This is a genomic window from Holtiella tumoricola (assembly GCF_027857615.1).
GTDB classification, from domain to species: Bacteria; Bacillota; Clostridia; order Lachnospirales; family Cellulosilyticaceae; genus Holtiella; species Holtiella tumoricola.
Genome location: NZ_JAQIFT010000066.1, coordinates 13881 through 29757, shown reverse-complemented (window position 1 = coordinate 29757; position 15877 = coordinate 13881). Strand labels below are relative to the sequence as shown.

Annotated in this window: 13 protein-coding genes and 1 pseudogene; 3 read left to right on the top strand and 11 right to left on the bottom strand. The window is 36.8% G+C overall.

All coding sequences use genetic code 11. The features are described from left to right. The coding region (locus tag PBV87_RS19165) for a Cna B-type domain-containing protein (RefSeq protein WP_271013403.1) at positions 1-2424 on the bottom strand (2424 nt) is incomplete at its 3' end. A 313-nt stretch (positions 2425-2737) separates the two neighbouring features. On the opposite strand from PBV87_RS19165, the pseudogene katG reads away from it, so the two are divergent. Then, positions 2738-4924, top strand: a pseudogene (gene katG / locus PBV87_RS19160) (catalase/peroxidase HPI). Between the two features lie 122 nt (positions 4925-5046). Here the strand turns inward: katG and PBV87_RS19155 are convergent. From PBV87_RS19155 to PBV87_RS19145, 3 genes are read right to left on the bottom strand one after another with little or no spacing between them, the layout of a single operon-like run. After that, the gene (locus PBV87_RS19155) at positions 5047-7221 is read right to left on the bottom strand and encodes a pyruvate formate lyase family protein (RefSeq protein ID WP_271013402.1); all 2175 of its coding nucleotides are present in this window, start codon (positions 7219-7221) and stop codon (positions 5047-5049) included. A 5-nt stretch (positions 7222-7226) separates the two neighbouring features. Beyond that, positions 7227-8210, bottom strand: a complete 984-nt coding sequence (locus tag PBV87_RS19150; protein ID WP_271013401.1) for an aldo/keto reductase — start codon at positions 8208-8210, stop codon at positions 7227-7229. 21 nt (positions 8211-8231) lie between these two features. Beyond that, positions 8232-9176: a glycyl-radical enzyme activating protein gene (locus tag PBV87_RS19145; protein ID WP_271013400.1), complete on the bottom strand. Its 945-nt coding sequence runs from the start codon at positions 9174-9176 to the stop codon at positions 8232-8234. A gap of 120 nt (positions 9177-9296) precedes the next feature. Here PBV87_RS19145 and PBV87_RS19140 point away from each other — a divergent pair, with 120 nt between their 5' ends. Further along, positions 9297-10142, top strand: coding sequence for an AraC family transcriptional regulator (locus PBV87_RS19140; protein WP_271013399.1), 846 nt, complete (start codon positions 9297-9299; stop codon positions 10140-10142). A 244-nt stretch (positions 10143-10386) separates the two neighbouring features. On the opposite strand, the gene PBV87_RS19135 is transcribed toward PBV87_RS19140, so the two are convergent. The 7 genes from PBV87_RS19135 to PBV87_RS19100 all read right to left on the bottom strand — a co-directional run bounded on the left by PBV87_RS19135 (position 10387) and on the right by PBV87_RS19100 (position 15224). Beyond that, positions 10387-10644 carry a type II toxin-antitoxin system RelE family toxin gene (locus PBV87_RS19135; protein WP_271013398.1) on the bottom strand — a complete coding sequence of 86 codons (258 nt, stop codon included), beginning with the start codon at positions 10642-10644 and terminating at the stop codon, positions 10387-10389. Then, a complete protein-coding gene (locus PBV87_RS19130; RefSeq protein ID WP_271013397.1) occupies positions 10637-10879 on the bottom strand; it encodes a hypothetical protein in 243 nt (80 codons plus the stop codon). The genes PBV87_RS19135 and PBV87_RS19130 overlap by 8 nt, the downstream gene beginning before the upstream one ends. Positions 10880-11154: 275 nt before the next feature. Then, complete coding sequence (locus tag PBV87_RS19120; protein WP_465221121.1) at positions 11155-11502, bottom strand: hypothetical protein; 348 nt, start codon at positions 11500-11502, stop codon at positions 11155-11157. Positions 11503-11846: 344 nt separating this feature from the next. Next, positions 11847-12554: a hypothetical protein gene (locus PBV87_RS19115; protein WP_271013396.1), complete on the bottom strand. Its 708-nt coding sequence runs from the start codon at positions 12552-12554 to the stop codon at positions 11847-11849. 182 nt (positions 12555-12736) lie between these two features. After that, positions 12737-13861: a phospholipase D-like domain-containing protein gene (locus PBV87_RS19110; protein ID WP_271013395.1), complete on the bottom strand. Its 1125-nt coding sequence runs from the start codon at positions 13859-13861 to the stop codon at positions 12737-12739. Positions 13862-13949: 88 nt separating this feature from the next. After that, a complete protein-coding gene (locus tag PBV87_RS19105; protein WP_330680479.1) occupies positions 13950-14372 on the bottom strand; it encodes a type I restriction-modification system subunit M N-terminal domain-containing protein in 423 nt (140 codons plus the stop codon). Between the two features lie 126 nt (positions 14373-14498). Beyond that, on the bottom strand, positions 14499-15224 hold the full coding sequence (locus PBV87_RS19100) for a hypothetical protein (protein WP_271013394.1): 726 nt from the start codon (positions 15222-15224) through the stop codon (positions 14499-14501). A 143-nt stretch (positions 15225-15367) separates the two neighbouring features. On the opposite strand from PBV87_RS19100, the gene PBV87_RS19095 reads away from it, so the two are divergent. Beyond that, positions 15368-15772, top strand: coding sequence for a metal-dependent hydrolase (locus PBV87_RS19095; RefSeq protein ID WP_271013393.1), 405 nt, complete (start codon positions 15368-15370; stop codon positions 15770-15772). Positions 15773-15877 lie beyond the last annotated feature (105 nt).

Sequence of the window (15877 nt, the reverse complement as noted above, 5' to 3'; positions counted from 1 at the left end):
CTCTGGCCTATGGGTATTGGTTACTGTTATGACACCTGATACTACCCCTGACACCGCTGTAGTATACCCTGTAATCGTGTCCTCTGTTACTGTATAGGTAACTTGCTTTCCATTCTTATATACCGGTAGGTTCTTCCACGTTGTCGTCCAGTCTGGTCCTACTACCTGCACTGGATTTTTCTCTGGAGGTAATACGTCTACTGGTACCCCATCTGCATTTAAGGTTAAGGTGATTGTAGTTGGTCGTATACCATCTTGATTTCCATTGTCATCCCATACTTTATTAGCCGTTATACTCGTTGTCTCTGGCCTATGGGTATTGGTTACTGTTATGACACCTGATGCTACCCCTGACACCGCTGTAGTATACCCTGTAATCGCGCCCTCTGTTACCGTATAGGTAACTTGCTTTCCATCTTTATATACCGGTAGGTTCTTCCACGTTGTCGTCCAATTTGGTCCTACTACCTGCACTGGATTTTTCTCTGGAAGCACTACATCCACTGGTACCCCATCTGCATTTAAGGTCAAGGTAATTGTGGTTGGTCGTATGCCGTCTTGGTTCTCATTGTCATCCCATACTTTATTAGCCGTTATACTCGTTGTCTCTGGCTTATGGGTATTAGTTACTGTTATGACACCAGATACTACCTCTGACACCGCTGTTGTATAGCCTGTAATCGTGTCCTCTGTTACCGTATAGGTAACTTGCTTTCCATCTTTATATACCGGTAGGTTCTTCCACGTTGTCGTCCAGTTTGGTCCTACTACTTGCACTGGATTTTTCTCTGGAAGCACTACATCTACTGGTACCCCATCTGCATTTAAAGTCAAGGTAATTGTAGTTGGTCGTATACCATCTTGATTCCCATTGTCATCCCATACTTTATTAACTGTTATATTGGTCTGTTCAATATTGGTAAGTGTGACAGTACCATCTATAGCATCAACTGGTTGCTTAGGTTGTTCATACCCCTCAATTATTTCTTCAGATACACTATAGCTAATAATTTCTCCAGTAGCAGTATATTGGGGAATATTGAGCCATGTATAACTCCATGAATTCGTCTCATTCAATGTGACTGGAGTCGCATAAGATTTTCCATCTGCATAGAGTGTTACATCTAGACTAGTAGGACGATTACTACCTTGATTGCCTCCATCCACCCACACCTTGTTTACCTTAATGGAGGTGGTCTTAATTGTATTTGTAATAATACATACTACTCCATTTTTAGAAGCATCATCAATTGTAAATGTGGCTGGGTTAGGGTTTGGAATTAACCAAGTTGGAGCTCCTACTTCCGTTATAGTATACGTACCACTTGGGAGATTTGGGAATTCACAGACACCTTGTGCATCTGTTATCTTTGTAATAGGTGTAAAACTAGTATTATCTTTGCTTGTAAGCATAAATGATACACCTTCAAGTGGTGTACTCGTTGGATCTCCACTTAAATTTTGAAGTGTTTTTTTTACTTGGCAAGTCCCACTCTTCACACTTCTTGCTTCTGTACTCGCAATCATATTTTCACTCTCTTGGTTCAATGCCACGTTTTCTCCCGACGGATAGCCTATTGGATAATAACTTACTTTTGCTTGATTTTTATATGATTGAAGAGTGGTATCAGTCCCAAGTGTATCGTAATTTACAAAATCACTAAGACCATTTAGTGATGCTGGTGTGAAGATAAAAGTTAGTGTTCTAGTCGTAGCATCATATACCGCTGATGAACCAGGGTATTTTGAACTAAACTCCTCTGCACTATATTTTATCCCGTTAATCGTCATATATAAACTATCGGGTAAATATTCCTGACCTGCTATGATCTCATCTGTGATAACCATTGGTTGAGAAAAATCCAAGTCCCACTCATTAATTTGATAATACCATCTGTTTGTCTGCATATTGGTTGTGCTATCAATCGTAGGTTGTAGTACTGCTTTATAAAATACACATCCCGTACTGAAAGGACCTTTTGCACTGCTTGTTTTAGGTTTGGTAATAGATACCGGCACCTGTTTACTTCCTGCATCTACGCTAATGGTTGTTGTATTAGCAGCATCACCAGATGTAATATTTTCTGCAGTTGCTTTAAACCTAAAATAGCCAGAAACCCCATATTGATTATTGACTGCATCATTAAATGTAATCATTGCTTTACCATCGCTGATTTGAGCTGTCCCAATTTGTGTTCCACCATTTAAATCCGGGTCGATCACAGGTAGTGATTGATTTATTGCCTGTAAATAGACCTTTCCTGAACTTGGCCAAGTCATGCTTATAGTGTCACCAGATTTTATAATAGACTCTTGATCTGATTCTCCAAAAGTCATATCTACCGTAACCTTATCTCCTGACGTAGGACTGGATGGCGTAATCGTCAATCCAGTTATTATTTCTTTTGATAAATCTGTTGCCATAACATTTAACCCTCCTCCTATTAATCTGCTTCCTTTACCCAATACTCGCCCCTTATCCACATATCCTAGAAGCCACACAATAGTTCTGATCCTTAATAAAATATTCATTTTCATCCTATTTAGTGCAACTTGTATCTAATCTTATTCATTGTTTCCATTTTAAAAGTTTCTTCATCAGCCTTTACTTCACATGCTCTAGTATTTAGTCCTTTTTAATTATTTTCTCTTAAAAGTGAATGATTTGGGTAACTGTACAGTATATTTTATCTATATATCTTTTTAAACATCTATATTTAGGTAGGGAGGATAAGCTATGAACCCATCAAGAAAGCTATCTACTAGAAATCCAAATGCCCCGAATATCCCTAGGGATACTCACAATGACTGCCCATCTGAACAGCTAAATTTAAATATTCTGAGTGAAAATTCATCTTTAAGCAATCCTATGAGCCCAGACTTTAATTATGCTGAAGCATTTAATCGATTACCTCTTAATAAAGTAAAGGAAGATCTATACCGTTTAATCACTACTTCACAAGATTGGTGGCCAGCGGATTATGGCAGCTACGCACCATTTTTAATCCGTATGGCTTGGCATAGTGCCGGGACCTATCGTGTAAGTGATGGTAGAGGTGGGTCAAGTAGAGGCACTCAACGTTTTTCTCCTCTAGATAGTTGGCCAGATAATGCCAATCTTGATAAAGCACGTAGACTCCTATGGCCTATCAAGCAAAAGTACGGTAATCGTATCTCTTGGGCAGATTTAATGATTTTAGCTGGTAACTGTGCACTAGAATCTATGGGATTTAAAACCTTGGGATTTGCTGGTGGACGAGAAGATGTGTGGGAGCCTCAAATAGACGTTTACTGGGGAAATGAAAAATCTGGTGCAAATGCTGACATTAAGCCTACACCGGGACAACTAGAAAATCCTCTTGCTGCTGTTCAGATGGGGCTTATTTATGTGAATCCTGAAGGACATAATGGCGTACCCGATCCCCTCAAGTCTGCTGAAGATGTCCGTGCTACATTTTCAAACATGGCAATGAATGATGAAGAAACAGTTGCACTTATTGCCGGTGGGCATACGTTTGGTAAAGCTCATGGTGCTGCACCAGCAACTTTTCTTGGGCCACCACCTGAAGCAGCACCTATTGAGGAGCAAGGATTTGGCTGGAAAAATAGCTTTGGTACTGGAAATGCTGATGACACCATTACCAGTGGCATTGAAGGTGCTTGGAAGCCCCATCCTATCACATGGGATATGGGTTATTTAACAACTTTATTTAAATATGAATGGGAGCTTGTAAAAAGCCCTGCTGGTGCCTATCAGTGGTTGGCTAAGGATGTTGAGCCTGATGATATGGTAGAAGATGCTCATGATCCCACAAAGAAACATCGTCCTATGATGACTACTGCTGATTTGGCACTTCGTGCGGACCCTATTTATGAATCTATTGCAAAAAACTTTCTAAAAAACCCGAAACAATTCCAAGACCAATTTGCACGTGCATGGTTTAAATTAACCCATCGTGATATGGGGCCTGTCTCTAGATATCTCGGACCAGAAGTCCCCAAAGAACAATTTATTTGGCAAGACCCTCTTCCAAGTCCTACTTATCCTATGATTAACCAAAAAGATGTGGCTCAACTTAAAAAAATGATTATGCATTCAGAATTAACCATTCCTCAACTCGTAAAAACAGCTTGGGCATCTGCTTCCACCTTTAGAGGATCAGATAGACGTGGTGGAGCAAACGGTGCCCGATTACGCCTTCATCCCCAGATTGGATGGGAAGTAAATGAACCTGAGGCGCTTTTACCTGTATTAAAACAATTAAAAGTTATTCAATCACGTTTTAATCATTTTAGTAAGTATAGAAAGGTTTCGATGGCAGATTTGATTGTATTAGGTGGTGCTGTTGGTATAGAAAAAGCGCTTAAATAGGCTGGTTACACGATGGAGGTTCCATTTACTCCAGGTCGCACCGATGCCTCACAAGATCAAACAGATAGTGCTTCATTTGCTGTATTAGAGCCTAAAGTAGATGGTTTTAGAAATTATGTGCAAGAATCGTATAAAGACTGTATCTCTTACATGCTTATCGACAAAGCACAATTACTAACCCTTACCGCACCTGAAATGACTGCCTTATTAGGAGGGCTACGTGTATTAGATGTGAATTATAACGGCAACCAAGCAGGCGTTTTTACTCATAGAAAAACAGCTCTAACAAACGACTTTTTCGTTAACCTACTTGATATGAATACGATTTGGAAACCATCCATAAATAAGAGCAATCTTTATGTAGGCTATGACAGAACCACAGGAAAGCCTTTGTGGACAGCTACAGAAGCTGATCTTATCTTCGGCTCCAATTCACAACTTAGAGCCCTTTCAGAAGTTTATGCTTCCAACGGCAATGAAAAGAAATTTTTACAAGATTTTATAAATGCGTGGAATAAAGTGATGAATGCAGACCGATTTGATATCAAATAGCTTTTTTAATGTATAGAACCAGGCACAGATAATAAAAGTGATTATCTGTGCCTGAGTTTTGTAGGAGGATTTTACAATAATATAAAATACTATACTTACTAGCAAACCCTATTTCTTAATTTTTAGCCATGTACAATACGTTGCATAATACTTTCTTGAATACTTGGATCAAGGCATACAAACTGATCTGAAAAACCACCTACACGTACAATAATATCACGGTGTTTGTCTGGTTCTTTTAAAGCTTGTTCCAATCTTTCTTGGTCAACTACGTTGATTTGTAGTTGGTTTCCACCTTCTGCAAAGTAAGTTTTTAGTAAGGCTTCTACCTTCATACGCCCTTCTACTGTCTTAAATACTCTAGGGTCTAATCTCAAGTTAACGATACAAGTTCCTAGACAGTCTTCTTGTGGAATAGATAATGCTGCCCCTAAAGTTGCTGTTGGGCCTTGTGTATCTGTTCCTTGCATAGGACCTGCACTATCTGCTAGTGGCTCCCCTGCTTTTCTACCATCTGGTGTTGCACCAATTTTCTCTCCATTGATCATCCAGTTTATCCAACCGATGATTGCCGGTGTAAATTGACCATTGCCTCTATAGCCCACAAGAGTTTTCATCTCATCAAAGACAAATCCCATCACTTCATGAGCTAAGTGCTCAAGCTCTGTACCGCCATTTCCAAACTTCAAGATTCCTTGGCATTTTCTTAAAACCTCTTCACGACCTTCGTAGTTGGTTGCAAAACTCTCTAAGAAAGCTTCTGGTTGAAGGCCTTTAAAAGTCCCTTTATAAAATTCTTGAACGGTGTATAAGGCGTTGATAGCATTTGTACTCCCATAAATATCTGTGGAATCAAAGTTATAAGATGCACCACCACCTAGGACACTTTTTCTATTCTCTAGGCAACCACCTGTTAAAAGGCTCATCAGTGGTGTGGGCATATGAAGTCCTTCTGTATGTTGCCTGATATTGATTTGTCTGCCCATATCTTGAATGGTGACATGTAAATCCTTTTTAAAAGCTTCATAAAAAGCTTCAAATGAATCACAGTTTAAAAATTGGTTGTAGAAAGTATCTTCAAAGACTTCTAACATATTATAAGACACCCAAGTAGAGTCACACATGGTCTTTCCTTGAATGAGCATTTCTGAACAACCACCCATGACATAGTCTACAGCATCTTCAAAAGGAATATGGTACTGTTCCACTAACCCTTTTAAGAAGAGCTCTTCGTTGACAATAGCAGGCTGCCCATAGCCTTTACCGATATTTTCTAACAAAGCCTCCCATAGTTCTTTAGGCATATCTTTGCGTACTCTTAAAGTCACATTCGGTGTACGGAGTCCTCTTATAGCTTCAATGATAATCAAAGTTAATGCATTATAACTTGCTTGACCTGAGGCATCTGTTCCCCCAATGGTAACATGAACCGCTCCTGGGTGACCTATGCGTTTTTCAATATCTTCAAAGAGCTCACGGATTAAGCTTTTCGCTTCCTCACGTGTTATAAGCCCCTCTACTAAGTCCTTTTCATAATAGGGATAAAGTAAATCATCTAGGCGACCTGTTTCAAAAGCGTTGCCAAAGTACATACTTGCTTGATGCATAATAAACGCTTCATAAAAATGAGTAGGTGGCTCGAAAGGCACACGTTCTAAAGCTTCCACTAAGCCTTTTAAGCATGGATCTTCAGACTTTTCTTGTAAACACGTTTTCAAGTAAGCCTTGTAGCGTTCTACATAGTCGATTAAACCTATAAGAGTATCTTCCATACCACGTAAGAATTGTCTTTTTTCTTCATCAGTCTCTTCCATAAGACCTTCTTGAATTTCTATCTGATAGCCTTTTAAACCTTGTTTAAAAAGCTTTCTAAAATCTACAGTATGATGCCATCCCCCATGAGCATAACGGATATGGTGAGGAATATGATACATATGCCTTGCATTTTCCCTCACTAAGTTCATACTATAACGTTCTTGTGCATTTTCCACTTTTTCTGCCAGCTTACCAAAACGCGTTGCATCTAGGTGGCATACGCCATTCCAATCCACTTGACAACCATAGTTTTCTACATCATCCTCATTATGATTGGCTGCAATGTGATCCCTAAAGGTTACAAAAAGACGTTGACCTTCTTGGTACGTTGGCACATTTAAATGATCTAGATGGAAACGTGTGGTACGTCCAGCGCGTCTATCTAATGTCTCATTTAAACTTTGATAAAAAAGTGCGGCGGAATGCATGCCATGCTTCTTTAAAAACCTTGCAGTAGGTGAAAGGCTATAATTATTTTCCATTTGATCTAAGCTCCAATCTCTCTAAGCCCTTTTGTCATGCTATCACTATCTTCTTGTGAAAGATTAATTTGTGCAGCATAAGCTGTATCTTTAATATGATGAGGTTTTCTAGCACCACAAAGGACATAACTCATATTAGGTTGTGCCATAGTCCAAGCAATGACAAGTTGAGCACAAGTACATTGGTAACGTTGGGTAAGACCTTTCCAGCTCTCTAAAAGGGCAAGTACTTGTGCACGTTTAGACGGTTCATACCAAGGAATACCTGCACGCGCTTCTTTTGGATCTACCACATAGTCCATACCTATTTTCCCTGTAAGTAATCCTTGTTCTAATGAAGAATAAGTCATAATATCTATTTTATTTTTCGCACAAGTTGGTCTTAGTGTCTGTTCAATCTTACGATCAAGCATACTGTACTTTTCTTGAATCACATCTAATTCACCGTAACGAAGGTACTCTTCAATATGTTCTGGTGTCACATTAGACGCACCGATTGCTTTAATAAGCCCCTGACGCTTTAAATCCATCAAGCAATTCATGGTTTCTTCAATAGATGTTTTGTAAGGTTCTACGGATTGCCAGTGTGTAAAGTAAATATCAATATAATCTGTACCTAAACGTTTTAAGCTGAGCTCTAATTCACGTTTAATGGTATCTGCTTCTAAACAACGTTTGACAACATGGCCACTTTGTTCAAAGAATTCCGCACCACGTTCATCATGCCACCATAAACCACATTTTGTAGAAAGAACCACTTGATCCCGTTTATTTTGGATTGCTTTTCCAATGACTTCTTCACTTTTTCCAAAGCCATAAGCGGGTGCTGTATCAATAAGGGTAATCCCTGCTTGGATTGCTTCATGAATGGTTTGGATAGAAGCTTCTTGATCTGAGTCCCCCCACCATTCTCCTCCACCAATTGCCCATGTTCCAAGGCCTAACGCTGATACTTCAAGTCCTGAATTGCCTAATTTTCTCTTAATCATTTTAACCCACCTCATCTATTTTTACTTGTTTATTAGTTGTTTTTTATGACTTGCTTCTACTTTTCTATCTATATTATCTTGCCACCCTTGGGCTTCTTCTTGTGAAGGCACTCTAAAACTTTCACCTACTTTTTTTAAGCCATATCTACTCTTTTTACCAATGCCCAAATCATGATAGGGCATCAATTGAATCCCTTCCACATACTCAAGCTCTTCATACAATGCCACCAAAGCATCAAAATGGCTTTCTCGATCATTCACCCCTGGTATAATCGGACACCTCATACGAATGGCTTTGCCTAAAGCATTAAGGGTTCTTAAGTTTTCATGAATCTGTTTGTAAGACTGTCCGGTATAGTGGATATGTTGTGCTTCATCTGTCTCTTTAATATCAAAGAGGAATAAATCTACAAAAGGCGCTACCTTTTCTATCACTTGAGCTGACACAGCGCCACTTGTTTCTACACAAGTATGTAGGCCCACTTCTTTAGCCCTTTCTAAAAGTGCTTGTGCAAAAGCACCTTGTAAAAGAGGCTCACCTCCTGAAAGTGTCATGCCACCTCCAGAGTTTTCATAAAATTTGCGGTCTACTAATACCTCTTCGATCACCTCATCCACCGTCTTCTCAGACCCACATACCAAAATGGCTGCTTGAGGGCATTGCTCTAGGCAGGCTTTACAATGGATGCAATGGGTTAAGTCCATCTCATGTCTTATCCCAGAGAGATCTTGAATGAGCTGATGGCATCCCTCTTTGCATACCTCACTACATTTGCCACAATGGGTACATTGGATTGTATCTAATTCCAGACCTACTTTTTGACTAAGCCCTTCTAAATTATGACACCAAGTACATCTTAAAGGACAGCCTTTTAAAAAGACCGTTGTGCGTATACCTGGTCCATCGTCTATACAAAACTTTTGGATATTAAAAATCACGCCTGTTTTTTGTCCTAAATATTCCATATAAGCTCCCTAAATTTTTAAATTTTTAAGTTATGTATAGTATATTAAGTATTGTTTTTTTTGTATATATCATTATAGTATATAGTATATAAATATCTTGAACCTTATGAGGAACCTATTATGACGCTTTCTAGCCCAATTATTGACCCTAAAATTAAGTCTTTTCCTTTTTATATTACACGCTGTGCAACGAATTTTGAGGGGAATCTTGTCACACGAGAAAAAGGCTTTAATGAATATCAAATTATGCAATGTACAAGCGGAAAAGGCTTTTTTGAATGTGATGGACGCTCTTTCATCATTGGTCCTTCTGACCTGGTGTTATTTCATCCAGATAAGCCCCATCGCTATGGCCCTCTCCCTAATGAGTCTGCTCCTTGGATGCTCAACTGGATCTGCTTTTTGACTGATGGTAATGACCTTCTAGAGACCCAGCTGACTACTGATGGTTATCGTGTCATTCAGCAAGCACCTACTGCCCACCTTATTCCACTTTATGAACAAGCGGTAAGAACATTGGCCCAACCAGATGCTACCTACTACCAGCTTCAAGGTGCCCATATTCTTTACACCCTGCTCTTAGAGGTCATCGGTTTAAAATGGACTGTACATAAAACAATAACCCATACACAGTTACTAGATACGGTCATTAATTATATGGAAGCACACTTACATACCGAGTTATCTATTGATGATCTAAGTAATCTGGTACATGTTTCACCGTCCTACCTCTGTCGTCAGTTTAAGAAGGTCTATCAAACTTCCCCCATTCAATATCTGATTAAGCTCAGAATGTTTAAAGCTCAAGAACTGATGCGTACTTATCCTCATCTCACCATTAAGGAAATTGGTCAGCTTTGTGGCTACCGGGAATCGGCTTACTTCGGTGCGGAGTTTAAACGCTGTTTTCACATCACTCCTAATCAATATAAAGAAGAATTTTTGCATAACAAAAGACCTACTTAATTGCCTATTGCTAGACAAATAAGTAGGTCTTTATCTGTTATAAAACCTTTACCGTCGCATACGACCTAAATCCCATACGACTTACTTGTTAATTGGCTCGCCCCCGGATAAATTTCCTGCGTAAGCCTCAGAACTTTGAATGCTTTGGTTACTCTGATTTGACATCTTTGTTCCCTCCTACATTCGGTTTGGTTTTACAAGAGTAGTATGTGATGAATGAGGAGAATTTATTCTTAATAATAGGCTAAAAACATTGTATAAATTGCCCTCGATTGCCAATATCAATAAGAATAATGATGTATTCATCATCTTTCTTCTCAAAAATGATACGTATATCTCCGACTCTCAGCCTATAAAATTTTTCATACCCCTTTAGCTTTTTAACATCACCTTCAGGGAGTTCTTTTACTGCTTTAATAACTCTTATCTGCGTAGGTTTATCTTGCTTTTTGATAAATTTTTCTACTTGTTTAGTAATGACTAACTCGTATTTCTTACTCATCTAACCCTAACTCCTGAACTAAATCATTAAACCCAACAAGTTCTTGTTCTTCTCTTTGATACTGTTCACAAATAGCTTTTTCGGTATCATCTGGGTCATCTTCTTGTATATTATTCCATATTTTTTTATGCTTCTTATATTTCATATACTCATAAAAATCAAGTACTTCTGCCAAAATTTCAGTGTCTTCTTCGTTGGATAGCTTCTCTATAACTTCCTTAGCTAATGGACTCATCTTATCACCTCAGTAGTCTCTTTTTATTATTAGTATACACCATTATAGGTGCATATATAAAGCACTATAAGAAACTCTTTAAAGTTCTTATAACCATCCTGGAATTATATCGTCAATAAAATATTCTCTCTTAGGCTTTGCAATCCCTATAAATTGCTTGTGGCACTTCAAAACATCCATAAGATAACCAATAGGCATAAACCAAACCTCTTCTTGGCTTCTTCCTAGATGTGCTATTCCATAGTAAATAAGTCGAGTAAATAACTCCTGATTACTTACCCGACCACCTCGTTTTTTGATACTTCACTCTCCACATTTCTTTTTGTACCCTTTAGCATGCTGGCCATAATAGCATTCTTATTTCTAAGGTTATGAATCAAAATAGACTGATTAGCTAAAAGCGTTATGAGCCATATAATTTCATCGAGTGCGATTTCAAAGTTCTCTGTTTTCATAAGCTTCTCACCTAAGTTCTCAAGACTACCATATCTTTTAGCTATTGCCTTTGTAGCCTTAGTTGTAAGAACCATCTTATATTCCATCCCACCAATATCAATCGTGGTACTTCTTTCATCTGCTACTTCCTCACCTCTATATGTATGTGCACTATCAAAATTACACAAAAGACCTACTTAAATGCCTATTACTAGACAAATAAGTAGGTCCTTATCTGTTATAAAACCCTTACCGTCGCATACGACCTAAGTCCTATGCGACTTATGTGTTAATTGGCTCGCCCTCGGATAAATTTCCTTCGTAAGCCTCAGAACTTTGAATGCTTTGGTTACTCTGACTTGACATCTTTGTTCCCTCCTACATTCGGTTTGGTTTTACAAAAGTAGTATGTGATGAATGAGAAGGATTTATTCTTAATAATAGACTAGAAAAATTGTGCAAATTGCCAGGCACCTCTACTTACTAATGCTTCAATACAAATTTACATATAACTAAAATTGTGTTTGAATTGTCAGGTACATGGTACCTTAGTGAAGGTACCGCCTTCACTTACTAATATAGCTTGATCTTTAGCATCAAGAAAAATTTTCAACCACATAGGAATCGAATTAGGTAATTTTAGCATGTCTGAAAAAGTATCTAATATGTTATTGTCTATTTTTTTAATTTTAAATCCTTTTTTAAATGGATCATCCCATTGAACAATAGTTTCTAAAGGTTTCAATATAATTTCTTTACAATGTTTTTGGTGATAGAGCTGTGTTGCTTTAAACACCTGCACTACTTTAGACTCACTAAGTGAGACAGTTCTTACATTTTCTTCTGAAAATATATACTTATACGTATTTAGAAATTTTTGAAAACCTATCTTTGCCCCACTTATTGCTTCATTTCTATTTTGCTCTTGTATTATAATATCAATTACTGTATGTTGAGATACTTCTACGTATCCATCACACTGTAAATCTATATCATTGTTTAAATATAGTTTTAGGGCGTCTATTTCCTCACCTTCAGCATTTTTACTTCTAACATACGCTACTGTTCCAGTATCTTTAATCCAATTTGTATTATTTTCTAAATATGATGTAGCCGTTATTCCCTCTATATGCTTACATTTTATTATTAGCAATTTATTACCTATTTCAACTATAAATTCTTTGCTCTCTAAAATCCCCAAAGTAACAGGTAGTATATACCTTATCATGTAAGTATCCATCTCGACTCTCCTCATCTTCAGCAAGCGAAAATAGCCCAATACAACCACGCCTTCTACTTCATTGATAGCTATCTACGTGGGCATGTTAGGCTTTTATGCTATATCTCTATCCCATTTAATACTTCTTTTAATTTTACAAGCTCATCTTCACTAAGCGCACCACCCTTACCCATCTTTATATTTCAATTGAGACCAGTATTATTAACTTTAGGATTAACTTTACAAATATTTTGTTCTTCAAACAATATAATAATTTGGTTCATCTGTTCTATGAACTCCTCAATCGTATCAAGTAATTTATCTAATTCATCTTTCGCCTCAAGACAGAGATTTTCTAATTTTTCAGAAGCAGCATCCATACTAAGTTCTACATAATAATCTAAGTTCTCATCATAAGCCTCACTAGAATATTCTTCCTCAAGAATCTCATTGGAATAGTCCATCATACTAAAATCAGCCAAACTCTCTATAGTATCACTCATATGCAAATCTTCATACTTTGAGCAAAGGTCTTGTGAATTTTCCATTATCTCAGTAGCATTTTCTAAAATTTCTATATCCCCATATGTAATTTTATCTAAGGCCTGATAAATATCCTCTAGTATATCTTCAGCCTCCACCATTAGCTTCCAAAGTCCTTGTAACGTCTCACCACTTAATAAATCTTCATCTGTATTATAATAATAGCCACTTCCACCATAATCTTCATAATGTTTGTATATTTGGTAGTATAATTCCGTTTTTAAGTTAAATAATGCCGATACTGCCATATTAGCTTCTAATAGTAATGGTGTATAATTATATTCGTAGTATTGTAGAGATTTATCTGTTACATCCGATATTATTTCATCCACCAGATACTCTATAAATTCCTCATCTCTTATAATAAAACCAAATTCTATGTTGCTCGCACTTTCCTCTGAATAATTAGAAGATCCAATATAAACCACATTATTTGTCATAATTATTTTCCCGTGATTTTTAAAATTAAAATATACTTGAACTCTTCCACCAATGTCTTCAGGTTTTAACTTTGTCATATATACTTTAATTTTTTTCTGTGCATTAGCTCTGAAGCTTTCATAATAACTTTCCCATCTCCCTGGTATATTAGTTATGATTTTTATCTCAGCATTATCAGGAGCTTTTTTCAAATAGTCAATAAGGTACGTTTGAGTCTGAGAAATGTTAAACGTCACAATAGTAATTTTTTCAGCGTTCTCAAAATCGTCTAATACCTCCTGGTATCCTAATTCATCTTTTGTATAAATATACTTAGCTCTTTTTACACAAAACTCTTTCTTCATCTTTTCCCACCCTCGTGATATTTTATTTATATATCCACATATACAAAATCCCAACACAACCACACCTTCTAACTTCATTGCTAGTTATCTACGTGGTCATATTGGGCTTCTTATATCTATCGATACCATCTATAACTTTTGAAAGCATCTGAGGTGTTGGTATTTTAAAGATAGCATCTCCCATGTATTTGGCATAAGCTGAGTCCCCATCTTGATGTAGATTCTTGATGAATGGGAATACTTCATTCATTACAATGTTGTACATTTCTGTCGCTTCCATATTCTTGAACCTGCTCCATCTTAAATACTGCTTATCGCTTGGGAACATACCTTCATACGGTAAGCCTAAAAATACAGCTTCTTGTTCTTTGGTTGTCTCTATATCATCTAAACCTTTAATAAATAGTAAATGCGTAAACTGTTCGATAACTTCTAGAGGGTTTGTAATACCACCAGTCCAAAAAGTTTCCCATATTTTATCTATTTTGCTTTTTAATTCATCTGTTATCATATGTTGTTCTCCTCATTCTTGCATTTTATTACTTTCTATTCTAACACTTTACCTAATTATTTTACACCTATATAGCGATTTTCTACATAAAAACAAGGCCTAGTTTGACTAGACCTTATGCTCATACTACATTTTTAGGTATCTATTAACTTTCCTCTTATAACTATCCCTAGTGAAATCTTTTTCTCTATGTTCAATTATGCCCAGGCGGTCAATACATGTAGCTTCCTTAAAATTATTCAAATTACTTTGATTTATATACTTAAAGCCATTTTTGTTGAAAATATATGTAGCTCCCTCACCTACATAAACTACTTTTTCTTCTTCATCAAGTTTCATCCCAAGCCTATTTTTAAAAGAATTTCTACCTTTAACTATGCAAGATGGATTTTTAGATAAAAATGTAAGTACTCTATACGGTTCAGGAATTCTTTTTTGATTTTCTCCACCCTTATCATCTTCTATAAAATCTACTTTAATTTGTCCCCAGTTGATTATTAATCCTATGATACCTTCATGAACTTCTCCTATGCAAACTTCTATTCCAGGTACATATTGCTCAATCAGTGACTTTAGTCTTTCTAATTTTAAATTTTCTATAGTCTTCAACTCATGCCATTGGGATGTTTTTAATGTTACTTTCTCAATAGTTGTTTCAGGTGGTACATAAGTAATAGAGGAGAATGTCCTATAAAAAGTAGGTGGTTGCTCTTTTGTCAATACGATAATAATATGCTCATCATTATTAGTAATTTTCCTAGATAGCCAATTTAATAATCCTAACAACCATCTCATAAGTAATGTATCTTCATTTTTTCTATAAGTACTTAATTCTTGTTTAGTTCCCTGCATATCCCATCCCTCCCTATTTCATTTATATGGAATGGCTATTTGTCCATATGCTTTAACTTCAAATACTCTGTAGCAGGACTCATGATCTCCTGTATACCATCTTTAAATTTCACATATACTTACCTCAGAAAGAGATGATTAACATGGACTATAAAACACATCTAACAGGTGGCATTGCACTTGGCATAGGAACAGTTTATCTTTCACAAAAAGTAAATCTTAATATACAACCATTACTACTAGTTGGAGGAGCAGCCATAGGTTCTTTACTCCCAGATATAGACCACCCTAAAAGCTATCTTGGCAACAAAATACCTATTCTTCCCACACTGCTTTATAATTCGGTTGGTCATAGGTCTTTAACACATAGTTTACTCTTTGCTGCTATTATAAGTACTCTTTTGGGATTTATTGATATTACCCTCGGTATAGGTATGTTCATTGGTATCATCAGTCATATTTTACTAGATATGCTAACTCCTCAAGGTGTTAGTTATTTATACCCATTAAAAAAGAAACGAATCAAATGGTTTAAATTCAAACCTTAACGCAATATACTCTTTTACACTCCCCTATCATCCCGTTGAATTTTAGGCTGTCTCATATACGGTGTTGATAGTTTCATGAAAAGGTAATTATGCATATAGAAAAAG

Bases quoted from the DNA above. Each gene is read 5' to 3' on its own strand.
- PBV87_RS19150 (WP_271013401.1), bottom strand. From the start codon at position 8,210: ATGATTAAGAGAAAATTAGGCAATTCAGGACTTGAAGTATCAGCGTTA.
- PBV87_RS19100 (WP_271013394.1), bottom strand. From the start codon at position 15,224: ATGCAGGGAACTAAACAAGAATTAAGTACTTATAGAAAAAATGAAGAT.
- PBV87_RS19130 (WP_271013397.1), bottom strand. From the start codon at position 10,879: ATGAGTCCATTAGCTAAGGAAGTTATAGAGAAGCTATCCAACGAAGAA.
- PBV87_RS19155 (WP_271013402.1), bottom strand. From the start codon at position 7,221: ATGGAAAATAATTATAGCCTTTCACCTACTGCAAGGTTTTTAAAGAAG.
- PBV87_RS19110 (WP_271013395.1), bottom strand. From the start codon at position 13,861: ATGAAGAAAGAGTTTTGTGTAAAAAGAGCTAAGTATATTTATACAAAA.
- PBV87_RS19140 (WP_271013399.1), top strand. From the start codon at position 9,297: ATGACGCTTTCTAGCCCAATTATTGACCCTAAAATTAAGTCTTTTCCT.
- PBV87_RS19115 (WP_271013396.1), bottom strand. From the start codon at position 12,554: ATGGATACTTACATGATAAGGTATATACTACCTGTTACTTTGGGGATT.
- PBV87_RS19145 (WP_271013400.1), bottom strand. From the start codon at position 9,176: ATGGAATATTTAGGACAAAAAACAGGCGTGATTTTTAATATCCAAAAG.
- PBV87_RS19095 (WP_271013393.1), top strand. From the start codon at position 15,368: ATGGACTATAAAACACATCTAACAGGTGGCATTGCACTTGGCATAGGA.
- PBV87_RS19105 (WP_330680479.1), bottom strand. From the start codon at position 14,372: ATGATAACAGATGAATTAAAAAGCAAAATAGATAAAATATGGGAAACT.
- PBV87_RS19135 (WP_271013398.1), bottom strand. From the start codon at position 10,644: ATGAGTAAGAAATACGAGTTAGTCATTACTAAACAAGTAGAAAAATTT.